Source organism: Wenyingzhuangia gracilariae, assembly GCF_056387575.1.
Genome location: NZ_CM150748.1, coordinates 708,105 through 721,791 on the forward strand (window position 1 = coordinate 708,105; position 13,687 = coordinate 721,791).

The 13,687-nt window shown below is 28.1% G+C and carries 18 protein-coding genes; 16 read left to right on the forward strand and 2 right to left on the reverse strand.

The window, feature by feature from the left end; genetic code table 11:
- The first annotated feature begins 387 nt into the window (after window positions 1-387).
- The 3 genes from ACY2IJ_RS02940 (at window position 388) to ACY2IJ_RS02950 (ending at window position 3,270) form a co-directional block, all read left to right on the forward strand.
- On the forward strand, window positions 388-609 hold the full coding sequence (locus ACY2IJ_RS02940; RefSeq protein WP_167899306.1) for a hypothetical protein: 222 nt from the start codon (window positions 388-390) through the stop codon (window positions 607-609).
- Window positions 609-926: a type II toxin-antitoxin system RelE/ParE family toxin gene (locus tag ACY2IJ_RS02945; RefSeq protein ID WP_476725674.1), complete on the forward strand. Its 318-nt coding sequence runs from the start codon at window positions 609-611 to the stop codon at window positions 924-926. The genes ACY2IJ_RS02940 and ACY2IJ_RS02945 overlap by 1 nt, the downstream gene beginning before the upstream one ends.
- Before the next feature lie 2,128 nt (window positions 927-3,054).
- On the forward strand, window positions 3,055-3,270 hold the full coding sequence (locus tag ACY2IJ_RS02950) for a hypothetical protein (protein ID WP_476725675.1): 216 nt from the start codon (window positions 3,055-3,057) through the stop codon (window positions 3,268-3,270).
- On the opposite strand, the gene ACY2IJ_RS02955 is transcribed toward ACY2IJ_RS02950, so the two are convergent.
- Window positions 3,254-3,493, reverse strand: a complete 240-nt coding sequence (locus tag ACY2IJ_RS02955) for a hypothetical protein (RefSeq protein WP_476725676.1) — start codon at window positions 3,491-3,493, stop codon at window positions 3,254-3,256. The two genes, ACY2IJ_RS02950 and ACY2IJ_RS02955, sit on opposite strands and share 17 nt — an antisense overlap.
- A gap of 20 nt (window positions 3,494-3,513) precedes the next feature.
- Between ACY2IJ_RS02955 and ACY2IJ_RS02960 the strand changes: the two genes are divergently transcribed.
- Together ACY2IJ_RS02960 and ACY2IJ_RS02965 are read left to right on the forward strand one after the other, a co-directional pair.
- Window positions 3,514-3,708, forward strand: a complete 195-nt coding sequence (locus tag ACY2IJ_RS02960) for a hypothetical protein (RefSeq protein ID WP_476725677.1) — start codon at window positions 3,514-3,516, stop codon at window positions 3,706-3,708.
- Window positions 3,709-3,883: 175 nt separating this feature from the next.
- Entirely contained in the window at window positions 3,884-4,114 is a 231-nt protein-coding gene (locus ACY2IJ_RS02965) for a hypothetical protein (protein WP_476725678.1), read from the forward strand.
- Here the strand turns inward: ACY2IJ_RS02965 and ACY2IJ_RS02970 are convergent.
- Window positions 4,098-4,343, reverse strand: coding sequence for a hypothetical protein (locus tag ACY2IJ_RS02970; RefSeq protein WP_476725679.1), 246 nt, complete (start codon window positions 4,341-4,343; stop codon window positions 4,098-4,100). The two genes, ACY2IJ_RS02965 and ACY2IJ_RS02970, sit on opposite strands and share 17 nt — an antisense overlap.
- Window positions 4,344-5,032: 689 nt before the next feature.
- On the opposite strand from ACY2IJ_RS02970, the gene ACY2IJ_RS02975 reads away from it, so the two are divergent.
- The 11 genes from ACY2IJ_RS02975 (at window position 5,033) to ACY2IJ_RS03025 (ending at window position 13,682) form a co-directional block, all read left to right on the forward strand.
- Window positions 5,033-6,235 (forward strand): toll/interleukin-1 receptor domain-containing protein, encoded by a 1,203-nt coding sequence (locus tag ACY2IJ_RS02975; protein ID WP_476725680.1) that lies wholly within the window; start codon window positions 5,033-5,035, stop codon window positions 6,233-6,235.
- A gap of 262 nt (window positions 6,236-6,497) precedes the next feature.
- Window positions 6,498-6,836, forward strand: coding sequence for a type II toxin-antitoxin system RelE/ParE family toxin (locus ACY2IJ_RS02980; RefSeq protein WP_167899352.1), 339 nt, complete (start codon window positions 6,498-6,500; stop codon window positions 6,834-6,836).
- 2 nt (window positions 6,837-6,838) lie between these two features.
- Window positions 6,839-7,123: a helix-turn-helix domain-containing protein gene (locus tag ACY2IJ_RS02985; RefSeq protein WP_302885337.1), complete on the forward strand. Its 285-nt coding sequence runs from the start codon at window positions 6,839-6,841 to the stop codon at window positions 7,121-7,123.
- A gap of 343 nt (window positions 7,124-7,466) precedes the next feature.
- Complete coding sequence (locus ACY2IJ_RS02990) at window positions 7,467-8,546, forward strand: Fic family protein (protein ID WP_476726531.1); 1,080 nt, start codon at window positions 7,467-7,469, stop codon at window positions 8,544-8,546.
- 814 nt (window positions 8,547-9,360) lie between these two features.
- Entirely contained in the window at window positions 9,361-9,957 is a 597-nt protein-coding gene (locus ACY2IJ_RS02995; protein ID WP_476725681.1) for a hypothetical protein, read from the forward strand.
- A gap of 275 nt (window positions 9,958-10,232) precedes the next feature.
- Window positions 10,233-10,625, forward strand: a complete 393-nt coding sequence (locus ACY2IJ_RS03000) for a transposase (RefSeq protein WP_476725682.1) — start codon at window positions 10,233-10,235, stop codon at window positions 10,623-10,625.
- A gap of 14 nt (window positions 10,626-10,639) precedes the next feature.
- Entirely contained in the window at window positions 10,640-11,488 is an 849-nt protein-coding gene (locus ACY2IJ_RS03005; protein WP_476726530.1) for an IS3 family transposase, read from the forward strand.
- A gap of 130 nt (window positions 11,489-11,618) precedes the next feature.
- On the forward strand, window positions 11,619-12,077 hold the full coding sequence (locus ACY2IJ_RS03010; RefSeq protein ID WP_476725671.1) for a hypothetical protein: 459 nt from the start codon (window positions 11,619-11,621) through the stop codon (window positions 12,075-12,077).
- Between the two features lie 298 nt (window positions 12,078-12,375).
- On the forward strand, window positions 12,376-12,669 hold the full coding sequence (locus ACY2IJ_RS03015; RefSeq protein WP_457829685.1) for a type II toxin-antitoxin system HigB family toxin: 294 nt from the start codon (window positions 12,376-12,378) through the stop codon (window positions 12,667-12,669).
- A gap of 2 nt (window positions 12,670-12,671) precedes the next feature.
- Entirely contained in the window at window positions 12,672-13,028 is a 357-nt protein-coding gene (locus tag ACY2IJ_RS03020; RefSeq protein WP_457829684.1) for a helix-turn-helix domain-containing protein, read from the forward strand.
- A 261-nt stretch (window positions 13,029-13,289) separates the two neighbouring features.
- A complete protein-coding gene (locus ACY2IJ_RS03025) occupies window positions 13,290-13,682 on the forward strand; it encodes a transposase (RefSeq protein ID WP_476725683.1) in 393 nt (130 codons plus the stop codon).
- The last annotated feature ends 5 nt before the right edge of the window (window positions 13,683-13,687 follow it).

Sequence of the window (13,687 nt, forward strand, 5' to 3'; positions counted from 1 at the left end):
GCCTTCGATAGAATTTTCAGCAGACATTCCTTATTCCTAAATAAAGAATATATACTGAAAAGTAAAAACTTGGGGAAGCGTTTTATAGCTCGTAGCAACGTGTTCGGAGATACTCCGTATCAAATAGATAAAAATAATGTCTTCGACAAATGAGAATAGTGACATGATACTAAACACAACAGTGTATATAAAAAATAGCGGTATTCCTGTGATATCAATGGTTTATTTTTCTAAATTTATACTATATATAGTAACGAAAAGTTAGTGCTTTAAAATTCGCTACTTTTCATATACTTTTAAGTTAGCTAAAAGCTTGAAAAAAACTTTTTTAAAGACAAAATCGTTTACAAAATTAGATTTTTGTATTTTTGAGTAAATAATTTTATTATGGATATACAAGGTAGAAAATTAGAATTTATTGAAGAATTTATAAAAATTCAGAAAGAAGATGTATTAGCTCGTTTTGAAAATCTTTTAAAGAAAGAAAAATCAGTTGAGTTAAAACCTTTTTCTATCGAAGAATTAAATAACAGAATAGATAAATCTGAAAACGACTTTAATAATAACCGATTCAAAACAAGCTCTCAAATATTAGCTAAATATCAATAATGAAATATACTGTCATTTGGTCTGATTTCTCAGAAAAACAATTAGATGAAATATTTGAATACTATTGTGATGAAGTAAATAAAAGAACTGCTAAAAAAATTGTTAAACAAATTTTAACGGAGCCTAAAATACTTGAAAACAATCCTTTCCTTGGACAAATTGAAAATTCATTAACTCATCGAAAAATTTCTTATCGATACTTAATTTGTAATAATTATAAAATTATTTATTCAGTAGATGAAAACGAATCTCTCATAAAAATAGCTGACGTTTTCAATACCTTACAAGATCCTATTAAAATTAACCGAAACGAATAAACGCCATTAGCTAACACCGGCTAAACTTCATGCGGGTTTTGTGCTTAATTCAAAGTTTTGTGTATATTTACTAAGTCGCCAAATCTTGTTGATTTGGCTTTGTGAAAACCAAAGAAACAAAACCAAACAAAAAGCTTCGGCTTAGTCCGTAATCGAAAATCTTGTCGATTTTCAAGCCCGCACAAAGCCTAGCCAAAACCGTTAGTTTTAACAATAGTAAAATTCGGTCGAATTTTTAGCAGTTTTAGAAATTATAAAGATTCTTAGAAAATTGAAACCACGTCTCTCCTACTTTTTCACTAAACTTTTTACTTGCTGAAAATTTATAAACTTAAGATCTAATTGCTTCTTACTTGTTGATAAATTTTAACTTACTGAAAGATTTCTTTTTGTAAATCGTGGTTACGCTGAATTTTAAAGTAGCAACGCTGAAATAACTCTTGCGTTTAATGAAACAGTAGCAATGCAAAAAATTATGCTTTGAAAGTCTTTTAAAAATGAAAAATTTAATAAAACTATAGTTTTGCTGAAATTACTCTTTCCGCTTAGTGAAGCAGTAGCAACGCTGAATTTTTAGTAACTACGCTAAGTTTCAATGAAAATTCAAATAATGCTGAAACTTAAAAAATTGCTAAAAACTAACACCGTATAAAAACAATTTGGGTTTGGTTTCTTTCCCAATGTTCTGTACTTTTAAACTATAAAAATCGCTCGGTTCGAAAAGTCTTCGACGTTTTCTCCCAAACTGATTTTTATACAAACCCGTTAGCCAGCATAGGTCAGAACCGCTAAAACTAAAAGTAAACCACTTCCCTACTTTATTATTCTCTTTATATAAAAAATTTAATAGCTGAAAGATTTTTACAATTATTTTGAAAAAGTCGTTTAAAGGTATTTTTCGGTTAGCTCGCTGTTTTTTTATTCAGTTGTTTAAGAACTTGTTGATAGTTTATTTCTAATCGATAAATATCTTTATAAATCGTTGCTAAGCAAAAAAGTAGTCGAGAAAACATTATTTCATTGAAAGTTTTTTAAACACTGAGAAAGTAGTTTAAAATAAGCTTGAGAAGTTTTTATTTATACAAAGTTGTTTCTTAATCGATAGATTATTTTTGAAAATTAGTGTTGAAATTTAATTTAAGAGTATTTTAAACGCTGATCATAAAATCAATAAAGCTAATTCTAAAAAAGAAAACCCAAAAAAGAAATCTTAAAAGCTGAAAGTTTAAGTTTTTAATTCTAAAAAATTATCTCTTGCTGAAATATTTTTCAAAGATTGAAAAATACGCAGGCTAACACCGCATAAAAACAATTTGGGTTTGGTTCGTACTCCAAAGTTCTGTACTTTTAAACATAAAAATCGCTCGGTTCGAAAAGTCTTCGACGTTTTCTCCCAAACTGATTTTTATACAAAACCGTTGGTGTTTAATATCTCCGAAGCTAAGGACTCCCCCATTTTTTTAGCTTCTATCGAAGGTATGTGATAACGAAGCCACTCTTTTTATCTTTTGATAGGTAAAATGAAGAATGAATTTACCTATCATCAAACTGTTCGATTGCATCGTTGAGAGCTCGCTCTCAGTACGTTGGAACGTACAACAGTTTGAAGTTATTCAATAAATATTTAAAAATCAAGTATTTATAGTTTTATAACAAGATTATTTTTTATTGAATAAAATTGAAAAGATAAAAAGAATGGCATAAATGTTAGTAGCCTTCGATAGAATTTTCAGCAGACATTCCTTATTCCTAAATAAAGAATATATACTGAAAAGTAAAAACTTGGGGAAGCGTTTTATAGCTCGTAGCAACGTGTTCGGAGATACTCCGTATCAAATAGATAAAAATAATGTCTTCGACAAATGAGAATAGTGACATGATACTAAACACAACAGTGTATATAAAAAATAGCGGTATTCCTGTGATATCAATGGTTTATTTTTCTAAATTTATACTATATATAGTAACGAAAAGTTAGTGCTTTAAAATTCGCTACTTTTCATATACTTTTAAGTTAGCAAACATTTTAAGCAAAGTAGCAAAAGAAAGAATTTGTATGAGTAAGGGAATGAAGAAAGTAGTACTAAAAGAATATATATCTGAAAAATCAATAGAATTTATATTGAAAATGTACCCTAGATTAAATAGGGAAAAAGAGATATATAAATTTCTAGGATATGAAGATTATAACGAAGCTAGAATTATAAGAGAAGAATTAAGAAGTAATGGATTAATAGTACATAGACATGGAGAATATCCAAATACAGAATATTATTCATTAGAAGTAAAAGGAGTTGAGTACATAAAACAAGAAAATAAAGATTGGATTAAAAATCAGATATAACATTTTCGTTTTTCCAACTAGTTTGTTCTCTACCTTGAAAATAAAATGAATTTAAAATATTTTCGTCGTGATAACATTTATACATTAAGTCTTTAAATATATCAGACCTTTTTTTACATCGAGGATTTCCAGTAGGGCTTAAAACTTCTTTTCTAACCGTACCATCTTTATATATGATTACGAAAATATGATTGTCAAAAGTAATATCGTGTCTTTTAGGCATAACTAAAATAATTTAAAAAAATGGAAAAAACTAGGTTTTACTCAATAAACGGAAAAGGGAAATATTTAATAAATGAAAAACTAACACCAGATAGCAATGGAATGATTAAAGCATATAATTTTAATACAAGTAAAAATGAACTAGTTAAGAAGTCTTTACTTCGTCCGTGGAAGAATCCTGTAGGAGTAGAGATTTTACGTGGCGGACGATATTAATACCTGTTAATTCTTCATATTTATTAGCAAAGAAAACATCATCTTCTAGTTTTTGAATATGATCATTATCAATTATTCTAAAATAACTTGATTTATTAATTAAGAACGTTAAAAAACGAATAAACAAATCTTGAAAAAAATAAATAATAATCATAATATAAATAATTTTAAAAAAATGGAAAAAGAAATAGTAATTGAAAAAATACACAACTTTTGCTTCGCTGAAACTTTAGAAGAAAAACAAGAAATTAAAAAAGAACTTGAATTATTAGTTAATGGAATGGAAATAGGAAAGTTGAAAAAACCAGCTTTTAAAATAGCTTTAAAAGCTCATATAGACTTTTTCGACAATAAGTACGAATCTAACAATAAAATGAAAAACAATTTAATTAGCATGATTCTTTAACATATAATTTAATAGAATCTTCAAATCTGAAAATTTCTAATGAATCATTTTCTTTTTGCTCTTGATTAATATCATCTATAGTTTTTTCAATAAAACACATTTTTGATATAATTAAATCAGACATCTGTTTAACTGTTTTATCGAACTCTAATTTATTATTAGATACAATAGAAATGGTAATCGCAGTTCTATTGTTTGAATATTTTAAATTCTTATCACTCATTCCCATAATTAAAACGATTTAGCTAACATCGTATATAAACCATTAAAACGGTTCATATACATAAACGTTAGCCTAAACAGGAAATTTCGGTCGAAATTTCCGCAGAAAAATTAATTCTTAACTTTTCTTGAAACATTTTGAAATCAATCTTAACGCAAAAAATTAAAGTCTGAAAATTTTCTGTAAACCGATAATTTATTGACTTTTTTTAAGAAAATTATTTGTGAAAAAATGTCCTTTTTTGTAGCTGAAAATTATTGAGTTTTCTCAACTCCTAAAAAATAATGTGCTGAATTGTGTGTGAAAAAGTGAATAAATTTTCATTCTTAATTCTTTGAAAAAAAATCTATCAAAATAAAAATTGTGTTAAAAATTGCGTGCTGAACTGTACGCAAAAAATGTTTCATTGATACTTTTTTTATGCCGAAAAATATTAACAAACAAAACGTTGAATTTTATCGTAACAACGCGATTTGAAAAGTAGCAACGCTGAAAAAAATAAGGATAATGCATTTTTTCAATAAAAACATTTTCGTGGCTGAAAAACTGCATAGGCTAACAACAGCTAAAAAACAAAGCTTTTTTGTGCTTTCATAAAGTTGGTTTTCTTTTTATTTTGTGTAGTTTTAAGTTTGAAAATTAATCGGCTAGTCTAACGCTTCGTTTCCTAGCTAAAACCGTTGTGTAACATAAAAATGAAAAATAAAATATTTATTAGCCACTCGTCGAAAGACATTCTAATTGTTGAGAAATTTATTGAAAAAATTTTATTACTTGGATTAAATATTCCTCGAGAAATAATTTTTTGCAGTAGTATGGAAGGGCAAGGTGTTTATAGTGGAGAATATATTCCTGATAGGTTAAAAGAAGAAATTAATAAGAGTCGTTTAGCATTTTTATTTATTTCTGAAAACTATAAAAAAAGTGAAGTTTGTTTAAATGAAATCGGAGCTGCTTGGGCAATTTTAGATAAACAAAATGTAATCCCTATCTTGTTACATAATATAGGTTTTGAAAAACTCGGTTTTTTAAATTTAAATACACTCGGTTTAAAAATAGATAATGAATCCTCTATTTTTAAATTAGTTGAAGACTGTTCTGAAGCATTAAAAATTCAACATAAACCAACAGTTCTTAACAAGCAAGTCAAGAGTTTTTTGAATTTTTATAATAAATCCGAAAAGAAATTAGAACAACCATCTAAAAATATTGAGGTTAAACCAATTTCGGAATGGGAAAATTGTTTTGAAAAAAACTTATATCCTTTTGATGAAATGTTAAGAAAATCTCTCCCAACAAAAAGTGATGGTATCTATCAAATAGATGATAAAAAAATTCAAAACAGAATACTATTAAACCTAAGTAATAGTAAATTTCTAAACAGTTTATTGTATCGTCACTCTGGAGGTGATTTTTATGTTAAAAAAATTAGTCAACTTTCTAATGGTAATTGGATATATTCAGATTTTAATAACGAAATAAATATATCAACAATGTGGGTTTCAATGGATAGTGAATTGTCTAATCAATTTATACTAATACATTCAGAGTCTCAAGAACCATTTAAAATTGATTCTGATGTTAAAGGCGAAAGTTATCAAATTGGAATTTTACCAAATGGTACAACCGTTAGTCACAATGAATTTTTAAATAGTTTTGCAGAAATTAATGGAGAAGTAATTGATTTATATAAAGAAAATTGCCAACCGAGAGAACGTAGTAAAAAATCAAAATGGATATTTTTTGTAAGTGACTATCATAAATTTGGATCAAATCCTGATGAAACTATTCAATTTTGTAAAGATCTTGATTCTAATAAAATAGATTTAACTTCTGATACACTAAAAAAAACATTAAGAAACTTACCTAGTTGTCGAACAGTACAAAAATATAGATAATTACGTTACACAACACCGGCTAAACTTCATGCGGGTTCTATGCTTTCTCAAAGTTTTGTGTATATTTACTAAGTCGCCAAATCTTGTTGATTTGGCTTTGTGAAAACAAAGAAACAAATCCAAACAAAAAGCTTCGGCTTAGCACGTGTTCGAAAATCTTGTCGATTTTCAATCCCGCACAAAGCCTAGCCAAAACCGTTGGGCTTCATAAAAAAATTCTTAAAACGAAACATAATTGTAACGAATTAGTTACATTTGTAATATGAGAGAAATAGATATTACAGAGGAATGTCTTGAATTTATAGATAATCAGGATAAAAGAGTTTCATTGAAATTTTTCCAACTCTTAGAAGTTATTGGTGAAGTGAAAGTTGTTAACTCTAACTTTCTGAAAAAACTCCAATCAACACAATTCTATGAACTGAGAATTAAAGCTGGAAACGAATACAGAATTGTAATATTTGCTATCGATCATTTGAATTTTGCTGAATGTAATAAAGCTGTTTGTCTTTATGGCTTTCAGAAAAAATCAACGAAAGATTATAACAAAGCGATAAAACAAGCTGAAAGAATTTTAGTCGAATATTTAAAAGAACAATAGTCATGGGAAAATCAATAAATGCAAAAAAATTAATAGCTGAAAGATTTGGAAAAGAAGGAACTAAAGAGCGTGAGCAATTTAGAGAAGAAGCTTTTTCTTATTATTTTGGAGAAATTATAAAAAACAGAAGAAAAGAACTTCATATGAGTCAAGAAAATTTGGCTGAAAAAGTTGGAAAAAAAAGACCATATATTTCGAGAATTGAAAATGGTGAAGATATTAAATTATCAAATTTTGCTTTGTTAGCGAATGCTTTAGGTTTATCAATTCAATTAACAACTGAATAAAATTACGAAAGCCCAACACCGGCTAAACTTCATGCGAGTTTTGTGCTTACTTCAAAGTTTTGTGTATATTTACTAAGTCGCCAAATCTTGTTGATTTGGCTTTGTGAAAAACAAAGAAACAAAACCAAACAAAAAGCTTCGGCTTGTGCATGTCTGAAAATCTTGTCGATTTTCAAGCCCGCACAAAGCCTAGCCAAAACCGTTGGCAAAAATACCTTAGCACGCTGAAAAATTTAATGTAAAGAATTCTTAAAAATCTTTACATATACTTTTTATATGTAAAGAAAAATCAATTTTCTTATCAAAAGAATTATCTTTGTAAAGAAAAACAGATTTTCTTATCATTATGAATAATTTCAAACTAGAAAAATTACCACTTACAAAAGACATTGAAACTAAAAATGTTTTAAAGAAACTTAATGAAGCACATAGAGCTTTAGCTGAATTAAAAGGTTTAGTATCTAGTATTCCTAATGAACATATTTTAATAAATACTTTAGGACTTCAAGAAGCAAAAGATAGTTCTGAAATTGAAAATATTATTACTACTCATGATGACCTTTATAAAGCTGAGTTAAATCTTGACGGTTTAAAATCATTAGATGCTAAAGAAGTACAAAACTATATCTCTGCATTAAAAATAGGATATTCACTAATTTCTAAAAGAAATATATTAACAAACAATAACATTATTGAAATTCAAGCTGAACTTGAAAAAAATAATGCAGGATTTAGAAAAGTTCCTGGTACTGCTTTGAAAAATGCAACTACAGGAGAAGTTGTTTATACGCCTCCTCAAGATTACGAGACAATTAAAGAACTCATGACTAATCTTGAACAATTTATTAATGATGATAGTTTATCAAACTTTGATCCTATTATAAAAATGGCAATTATTCATTTTCAATTTGAAAGTATTCATCCTTTTTATGATGGAAATGGAAGAACTGGTAGAATCATAAATGTACTATATCTTGTTATGAAAGATTTGCTCGATTTACCTATACTCTATCTAAGTCGATACATTATAGAAAATAAAGCTAAATATTATGAATTATTACAGGAAGTAAGAAATACAGGTAATTGGGAAAATTGGTTATTATATATTATTCAAGCTGTAGAACAAACTTCAAAACAAACAATTTCTACAATTAAAGAAATTCAAACTTTAATGTTAGAGTACAAACATTTAATAAGAAATAATTATAAATTTTATAGTCAAGATTTATTAAATAATTTATTTCAACATCCTTATACTAAAATTGAATTTATAGAAAAAGATTTAGGAGTATCTAGAATAACAGCAGGTAGTTATTTAAATAAATTAGCTAAAGACGGAATCTTAATAAAACAAAAATTAGGAACAGGAAATTATTATATCAATCATAAATTATATACGATTCTGACAAACAAAGTACTTTAGCCAACACCGGCTAAACTTCATGCGGGTTTTGTGCAAACTTCAAAGTTTTGTGTATATTTACTAAGTCGCCAAATCTTGTTGATTTGGCTTTGTGAAAACCAAAAGAAACAAATCCAAACAAAAAGCTTCGGCTTTGTCCGTATTCGAAAATCTTGGCGATTTTCTTCCCGCACAAAGCCTAGCCAAACCCGTTGGTGTTTAATATCTCCGAAGCTAAGGACTCCCCCATTTTTTTAGCTTCTATCGAAGGTATGTGATAACGAAGCCACTCTTTTTATCTTTTGATAGGTAAAATGAAGAATGAATTTACCTATCATCAAACTGTTCGATTGCATCGTTGAGAGCTCGCTCTCAGTACGTTGGAACGTACAACAGTTTGAAGTTATTCAATAAATATTTAAAAATCAAGTATTTATAGTTTTATAACAAGATTATTTTTTATTGAATAAAATTGAAAAGATAAAAAGAATGGCATAAATGTTAGTAGCCTTCGATAGAATTTTCAGCAGACATTCCTTATTCCTAAATAAAGAATATATACTGAAAAGTAAAAACTTGGGGAAGCGTTTTATAGCTCGTAGCAACGTGTTCGGAGATACTCCGTATCAAATAGATAAAAATAATGTCTTCGACAAATGAGAATAGTGACATGATACTAAACACAACAGTGTATATAAAAAATAGCGGTATTCCTGTGATATCAATGGTTTATTTTTCTAAATTTATACTATATATAGTAACGAAAAGTTAGTGCTTTAAAATTCGCTACTTTTCATATACTTTTAAGTTGTATTAAATTTGAAAACTCTCCTGAATGAACCAATCTTTAAAGAATGAGTTAGCTTCTAAAATCGGACTAACTGAATTAACAACTGCTGGAGAAAATATATTACGTAATGAAAAAGGATTTCGAATAAATCAAGAAGATATTGAATATTTCTGGATAGTTGATTACAATCATAATTATACAGTTGGGAATCAAGTTTTCAACCTTTTTACAATCAAATTCAATTCTTCTACTTTTAGAAATTTAAAAAATTCTGAAAGAATAATGAGTGGTGTATTTCTTTACAAAGAGAATGAAATAGACGAAAATAAAATCAATATAACCGATATTTTTTTTGAAACAAATGATGAAAGGTTTGAAGACAAAATATCCGAATGTTTGAATAGTCTTCCTATATTCTATAAAGGAGATACTGAGAAAATAATACCAACTTTTATTAATGCCGTAATTGAAACCAAAGGAATTAGTATGAAATTTAATTCAGTTGATATATTAAATGATAAATGGAGAAATTTAAGTGACCAAATTGTTGAGTTTGGGAAATATTTTTCTGAAAAATCTAATAATTCAAAACTAATTGAAAATATTGATATTTACTCATACTATGAAAATAACTATGAATAAATAAACTTAATACAACAACGGCTAAAGTTAATGTGGGCTTGGTTTCTAATCCGGTGTTTTGTGTATATTTACTAAGTCGCCAAATCTTGTTGATTTGGCTTTGTGAAAACCAAAAGAAACAAATCCAAACAAAAAGCTTCGGCTTAGTTGCGTGTTCGAAAATCTGGCCGATTTTCAAGCACGCACAAAGCCTAGCCAAAACCGTTGGTGTTTAATATCTCCGATGTAAAATCCTGAAATAGGTTGACTAAAAATTCATCAATAATTAGTCACTTATGGAAAGTAAACAAAAACAACCCTGCCGAAAAAAAACGTACACTAAAGTAGGTTTTGAACTCAAATTATTCATTATTGACCAAATTCAAAATGGTCAAATTTCCACCAATTTTGCTGCTAAAAAATATAACGTTCCAAGATCTTCTATCGATTATTGGATTAAAAAATATAGTACCTTAGACCAAAAGAAAAAAGCAATGAGCAAACAGGACGAAATCAAAAAATTGAAAGAAAAAATTGCTGAACTTGAATTCGTAAAAGATTTTCAACAAGACATCATCGCTGATATGGAACTCATCACTGGAGCCGAATTGTCAAAAAAGTCATTGCCCAAAACATTAGCAGACGAGATTCAGAAAAAGAAACAAAACCGTTTAAAAGAAAATGGTTAACTCAATGTTTTGGGATTAGTAAACAAGCTTTCTACAAACGCTTGAAAAATCATCAAAAGCAACTACATAACGAACAAATTATTATCAAACTTGTAAAGGAGTGTCGTAACAAAATTGGACAGTTTTTAGGAGCTAAAAAACTGTATCATGAACTCAAAAATAAGTTCAAAAACCTTGGAATTAAAATTGGAAGAGATAAGTTTTTCACACTTCTTAAAAACCATAAACTACTGATTAAGAGAAACAAAAACTATCATGTAACCACCAATTCAAAACACATGTTTTACAAATACAAGAACTTAATTAAAGACAAAACACCTACCAGAGCCGAACAAGTTTGGGTTACGGATATCACATACATTAAAACAGATAAAGGACATGCATACCTGGCACTCGTAACAGATGCTTATTCTAAGCAAATTATGGGTTATAAGATAGATAATAACATGAAAACTGAACTCTGCTTAGATGCACTTAAAATAGCTATCAACAATAGAAAATATCCTAATCAAAAATTGATTCATCACTCTGATAGAGGTTTCCAATACTGCAATCCTACCTACACTAAGTTTGCGGAAGATAATGGAATAACAATGAGTATGACTGAACAATACGACCCTTACGAAAATGCAATTGCAGAAAGAATGAACAGAACTTTAAAATATGAATATGGACTAAAACATGTCATAAAAAATCTTAAATTAGCAAAAGCGATCACTAAAAAGGCGGTCCATATTTATAACAATCTTCGTCCACATTGTAGTCTTGATTTATGCACTCCGAAACACGTGCACCTAAATCAAAATATAAACTACAAATCGTACCGAAGAAATAAAAACAAACTGGAATTATTAACCTTTTAAATAACCAAAAAAAGGTCAACCTATTTCAGGACAATACAACCATCTTCAAAAAATGAACATCGATTTTTTTAGCTTATTAGAATTCTTATTTCATTCTTTCATGTTATTTGTAATTCTTCTAATAACTACAATGATTCTAAGAATACTCTTTTTTTCACATATTAGACAAAGAATCGTGATACTCTCAGCTTTTTTAATATCTATCACATTTGGGATATACAAAGGTTGGAGAGTTACAAACCCTCCTGATAGTAGATATATTTATCTATATGAAAAGTGGACAAACACAAAACTACCTAGTAATGTAAATGTTTTGAAAAAAGATATTCTAAATGGTTTTAACGATGGCTATGAATCTGCAATCTTAGAATTAAAAGATACTTTGACAATAAGAAGATTAATGAATGAATCCGTTAAATCTGAAAAAATTAGAATTGAACAACTCGATAAAAAATTTGGCCATTTTCACTCAGGAATTTTAAAAAATGAAAACATAGATTTTGATTTAGTAATTTATAATGAAAAAATATATTCTAAAACAGGATTTTCTTTGAAACAAAAAAAAATAGTCATTGAAAAATTTTATTAAAGTTTTTAAAAAATAGAATCTGATAGAAAAACCTACACACAACACCGGCTAAACTTCATGCGGGTTTTGTGCTTTCTCAAAGTTTTGTGTATATTTACTAAGTCGCCAAATCTTGTTGATTTGGCTTTGTGAAATCAAAGAAACAAAACCAAACAAAAAGCTTCGGCTTAGTCCGTGTTCGAAAATCTGGCCGATTTTCAATCCCGCACAAAGCCTAGTCAAAACCGTTGCCAAACATTATCTAAAAAAATCCCAATACGGTAACTTTTTTCTTATATTTGCAGAAAATAAGATTATAGTGAGAGTAATTTCTAAGAAAATTTTACGAGACTTTTGGACTAAACATGCAGATTCAGAAGAACAATTAAAAGCCTGGTTTCGTGAAACTGAAAAAGCAAAATGGATTAATATTAATGATTTAAAATCTGAATATCCAAGTGCTAGTATATTGAAAGACAACAGAATTGTATTCAATATTAAAGGAAATAACTATAGGCTGATTGTGAAATTTAATTTTGAATATCAAATTTCATGGATAAGATTTATAGGAACTCATGCTGAATACGATAAAATTAACGCTAACGAAATTTAATTATGGATATATCACCTATCAGAAACGAAAAAGATTATCAAAAAGCTCTTGAAAGACTTGAGTTAATTTTTGATGCAAAAAAAGATTCTAAAGAAGGAGACGAATTAGAAATATTATCAATGTTAATTGACAAATATGAAAATGAAGTTTATCCTATTGGGATGCCAGATCCTATTGAAGCCATAAAATTTAGAATGGAACAAATGGGTATGAAACAAAAAGACTTGGCAGAAGTTATGGGGTTTAAAAGCAGAGTAAGTGAAATATTAAATAAGAAAAGAAAATTAACACTTGAAATGATTCGAAAATTAAGCTTGACTCTTCATATACCTACTGAAGTATTAATTCAAGATTATTAAATAAAAAACGTTAGGCAACACCGGCTAAAAAACATTTGGGGTTTCCTCCTTTCTTTAAGTTTATTTCTTTTTACTTGGTCACAAAAGCCTTTTATATTATTTTTAAAAACAAATAATATAAAAGGCTTTTGTTTGTTTCATGGCTGAAAGTTCCGTTACTTTTTAGCCCAAACATTTCCTAGCCAAAACCGTTGGCAGCAACCTGAAAACTGTAAAATCCTGAAATAGGTTGACTAAAAATTCACCAATAATTAGTCACTTATGGAAAGTAAACAAGAACAACCCTGCCGAAAAAAAACATATACTAAAGTAGGTTTTGAACTCAAATTATTCATCATTGACCAAATTCAAAACGGTCAAATTTCTACCAATTTTGCTGCTAAAAAATATAACGTTCCTAGATCTTCTATCGACTATTGGATTAAAAAATATAGTACCTTAGACCAAAAGAAAAAAGCAATGAGCAAACAGGACGAAATCAAAAAATTGAAAGAGAAAATTGAAGAGCTTGAATTCGTAAAAGATTTTCAACAAGACATCATCGCTGATATGGAACTCATCACTGGAGCCGAATTGTCAAAAAAGTCATTGCCCAAAACATTAGCAGACGAGATTCAGAAAAAGAAACAAAACCGTTTAAAAGAAAATGGTTAACTCAA

Excerpts from the sequence above, each read along its gene's own strand:
- ACY2IJ_RS02950 (WP_476725675.1), top strand. The coding sequence starts at position 3,055 with ATGTACCCTAGATTAAATAGGGAAAAAGAGATATATAAATTTCTAGGA.
- ACY2IJ_RS03010 (WP_476725671.1), top strand. The coding sequence starts at position 11,619 with ATGATTCTAAGAATACTCTTTTTTTCACATATTAGACAAAGAATCGTG.
- ACY2IJ_RS02945 (WP_476725674.1), top strand. The coding sequence starts at position 609 with ATGAAATATACTGTCATTTGGTCTGATTTCTCAGAAAAACAATTAGAT.
- ACY2IJ_RS03000 (WP_476725682.1), top strand. The coding sequence starts at position 10,233 with ATGGAAAGTAAACAAAAACAACCCTGCCGAAAAAAAACGTACACTAAA.
- ACY2IJ_RS02965 (WP_476725678.1), top strand. The coding sequence starts at position 3,884 with ATGGAAAAAGAAATAGTAATTGAAAAAATACACAACTTTTGCTTCGCT.
- ACY2IJ_RS02975 (WP_476725680.1), top strand. The coding sequence starts at position 5,033 with ATGAAAAATAAAATATTTATTAGCCACTCGTCGAAAGACATTCTAATT.
- ACY2IJ_RS02970 (WP_476725679.1), bottom strand. The coding sequence starts at position 4,343 with ATGGGAATGAGTGATAAGAATTTAAAATATTCAAACAATAGAACTGCG.
- ACY2IJ_RS02985 (WP_302885337.1), top strand. The coding sequence starts at position 6,839 with ATGGGAAAATCAATAAATGCAAAAAAATTAATAGCTGAAAGATTTGGA.
- ACY2IJ_RS02955 (WP_476725676.1), bottom strand. The coding sequence starts at position 3,493 with ATGCCTAAAAGACACGATATTACTTTTGACAATCATATTTTCGTAATC.
- ACY2IJ_RS03025 (WP_476725683.1), top strand. The coding sequence starts at position 13,290 with ATGGAAAGTAAACAAGAACAACCCTGCCGAAAAAAAACATATACTAAA.
- ACY2IJ_RS02940 (WP_167899306.1), top strand. The coding sequence starts at position 388 with ATGGATATACAAGGTAGAAAATTAGAATTTATTGAAGAATTTATAAAA.
- ACY2IJ_RS02980 (WP_167899352.1), top strand. The coding sequence starts at position 6,498 with ATGAGAGAAATAGATATTACAGAGGAATGTCTTGAATTTATAGATAAT.
- ACY2IJ_RS03020 (WP_457829684.1), top strand. The coding sequence starts at position 12,672 with ATGGATATATCACCTATCAGAAACGAAAAAGATTATCAAAAAGCTCTT.
- ACY2IJ_RS02995 (WP_476725681.1), top strand. The coding sequence starts at position 9,361 with ATGAACCAATCTTTAAAGAATGAGTTAGCTTCTAAAATCGGACTAACT.
- ACY2IJ_RS02960 (WP_476725677.1), top strand. The coding sequence starts at position 3,514 with ATGGAAAAAACTAGGTTTTACTCAATAAACGGAAAAGGGAAATATTTA.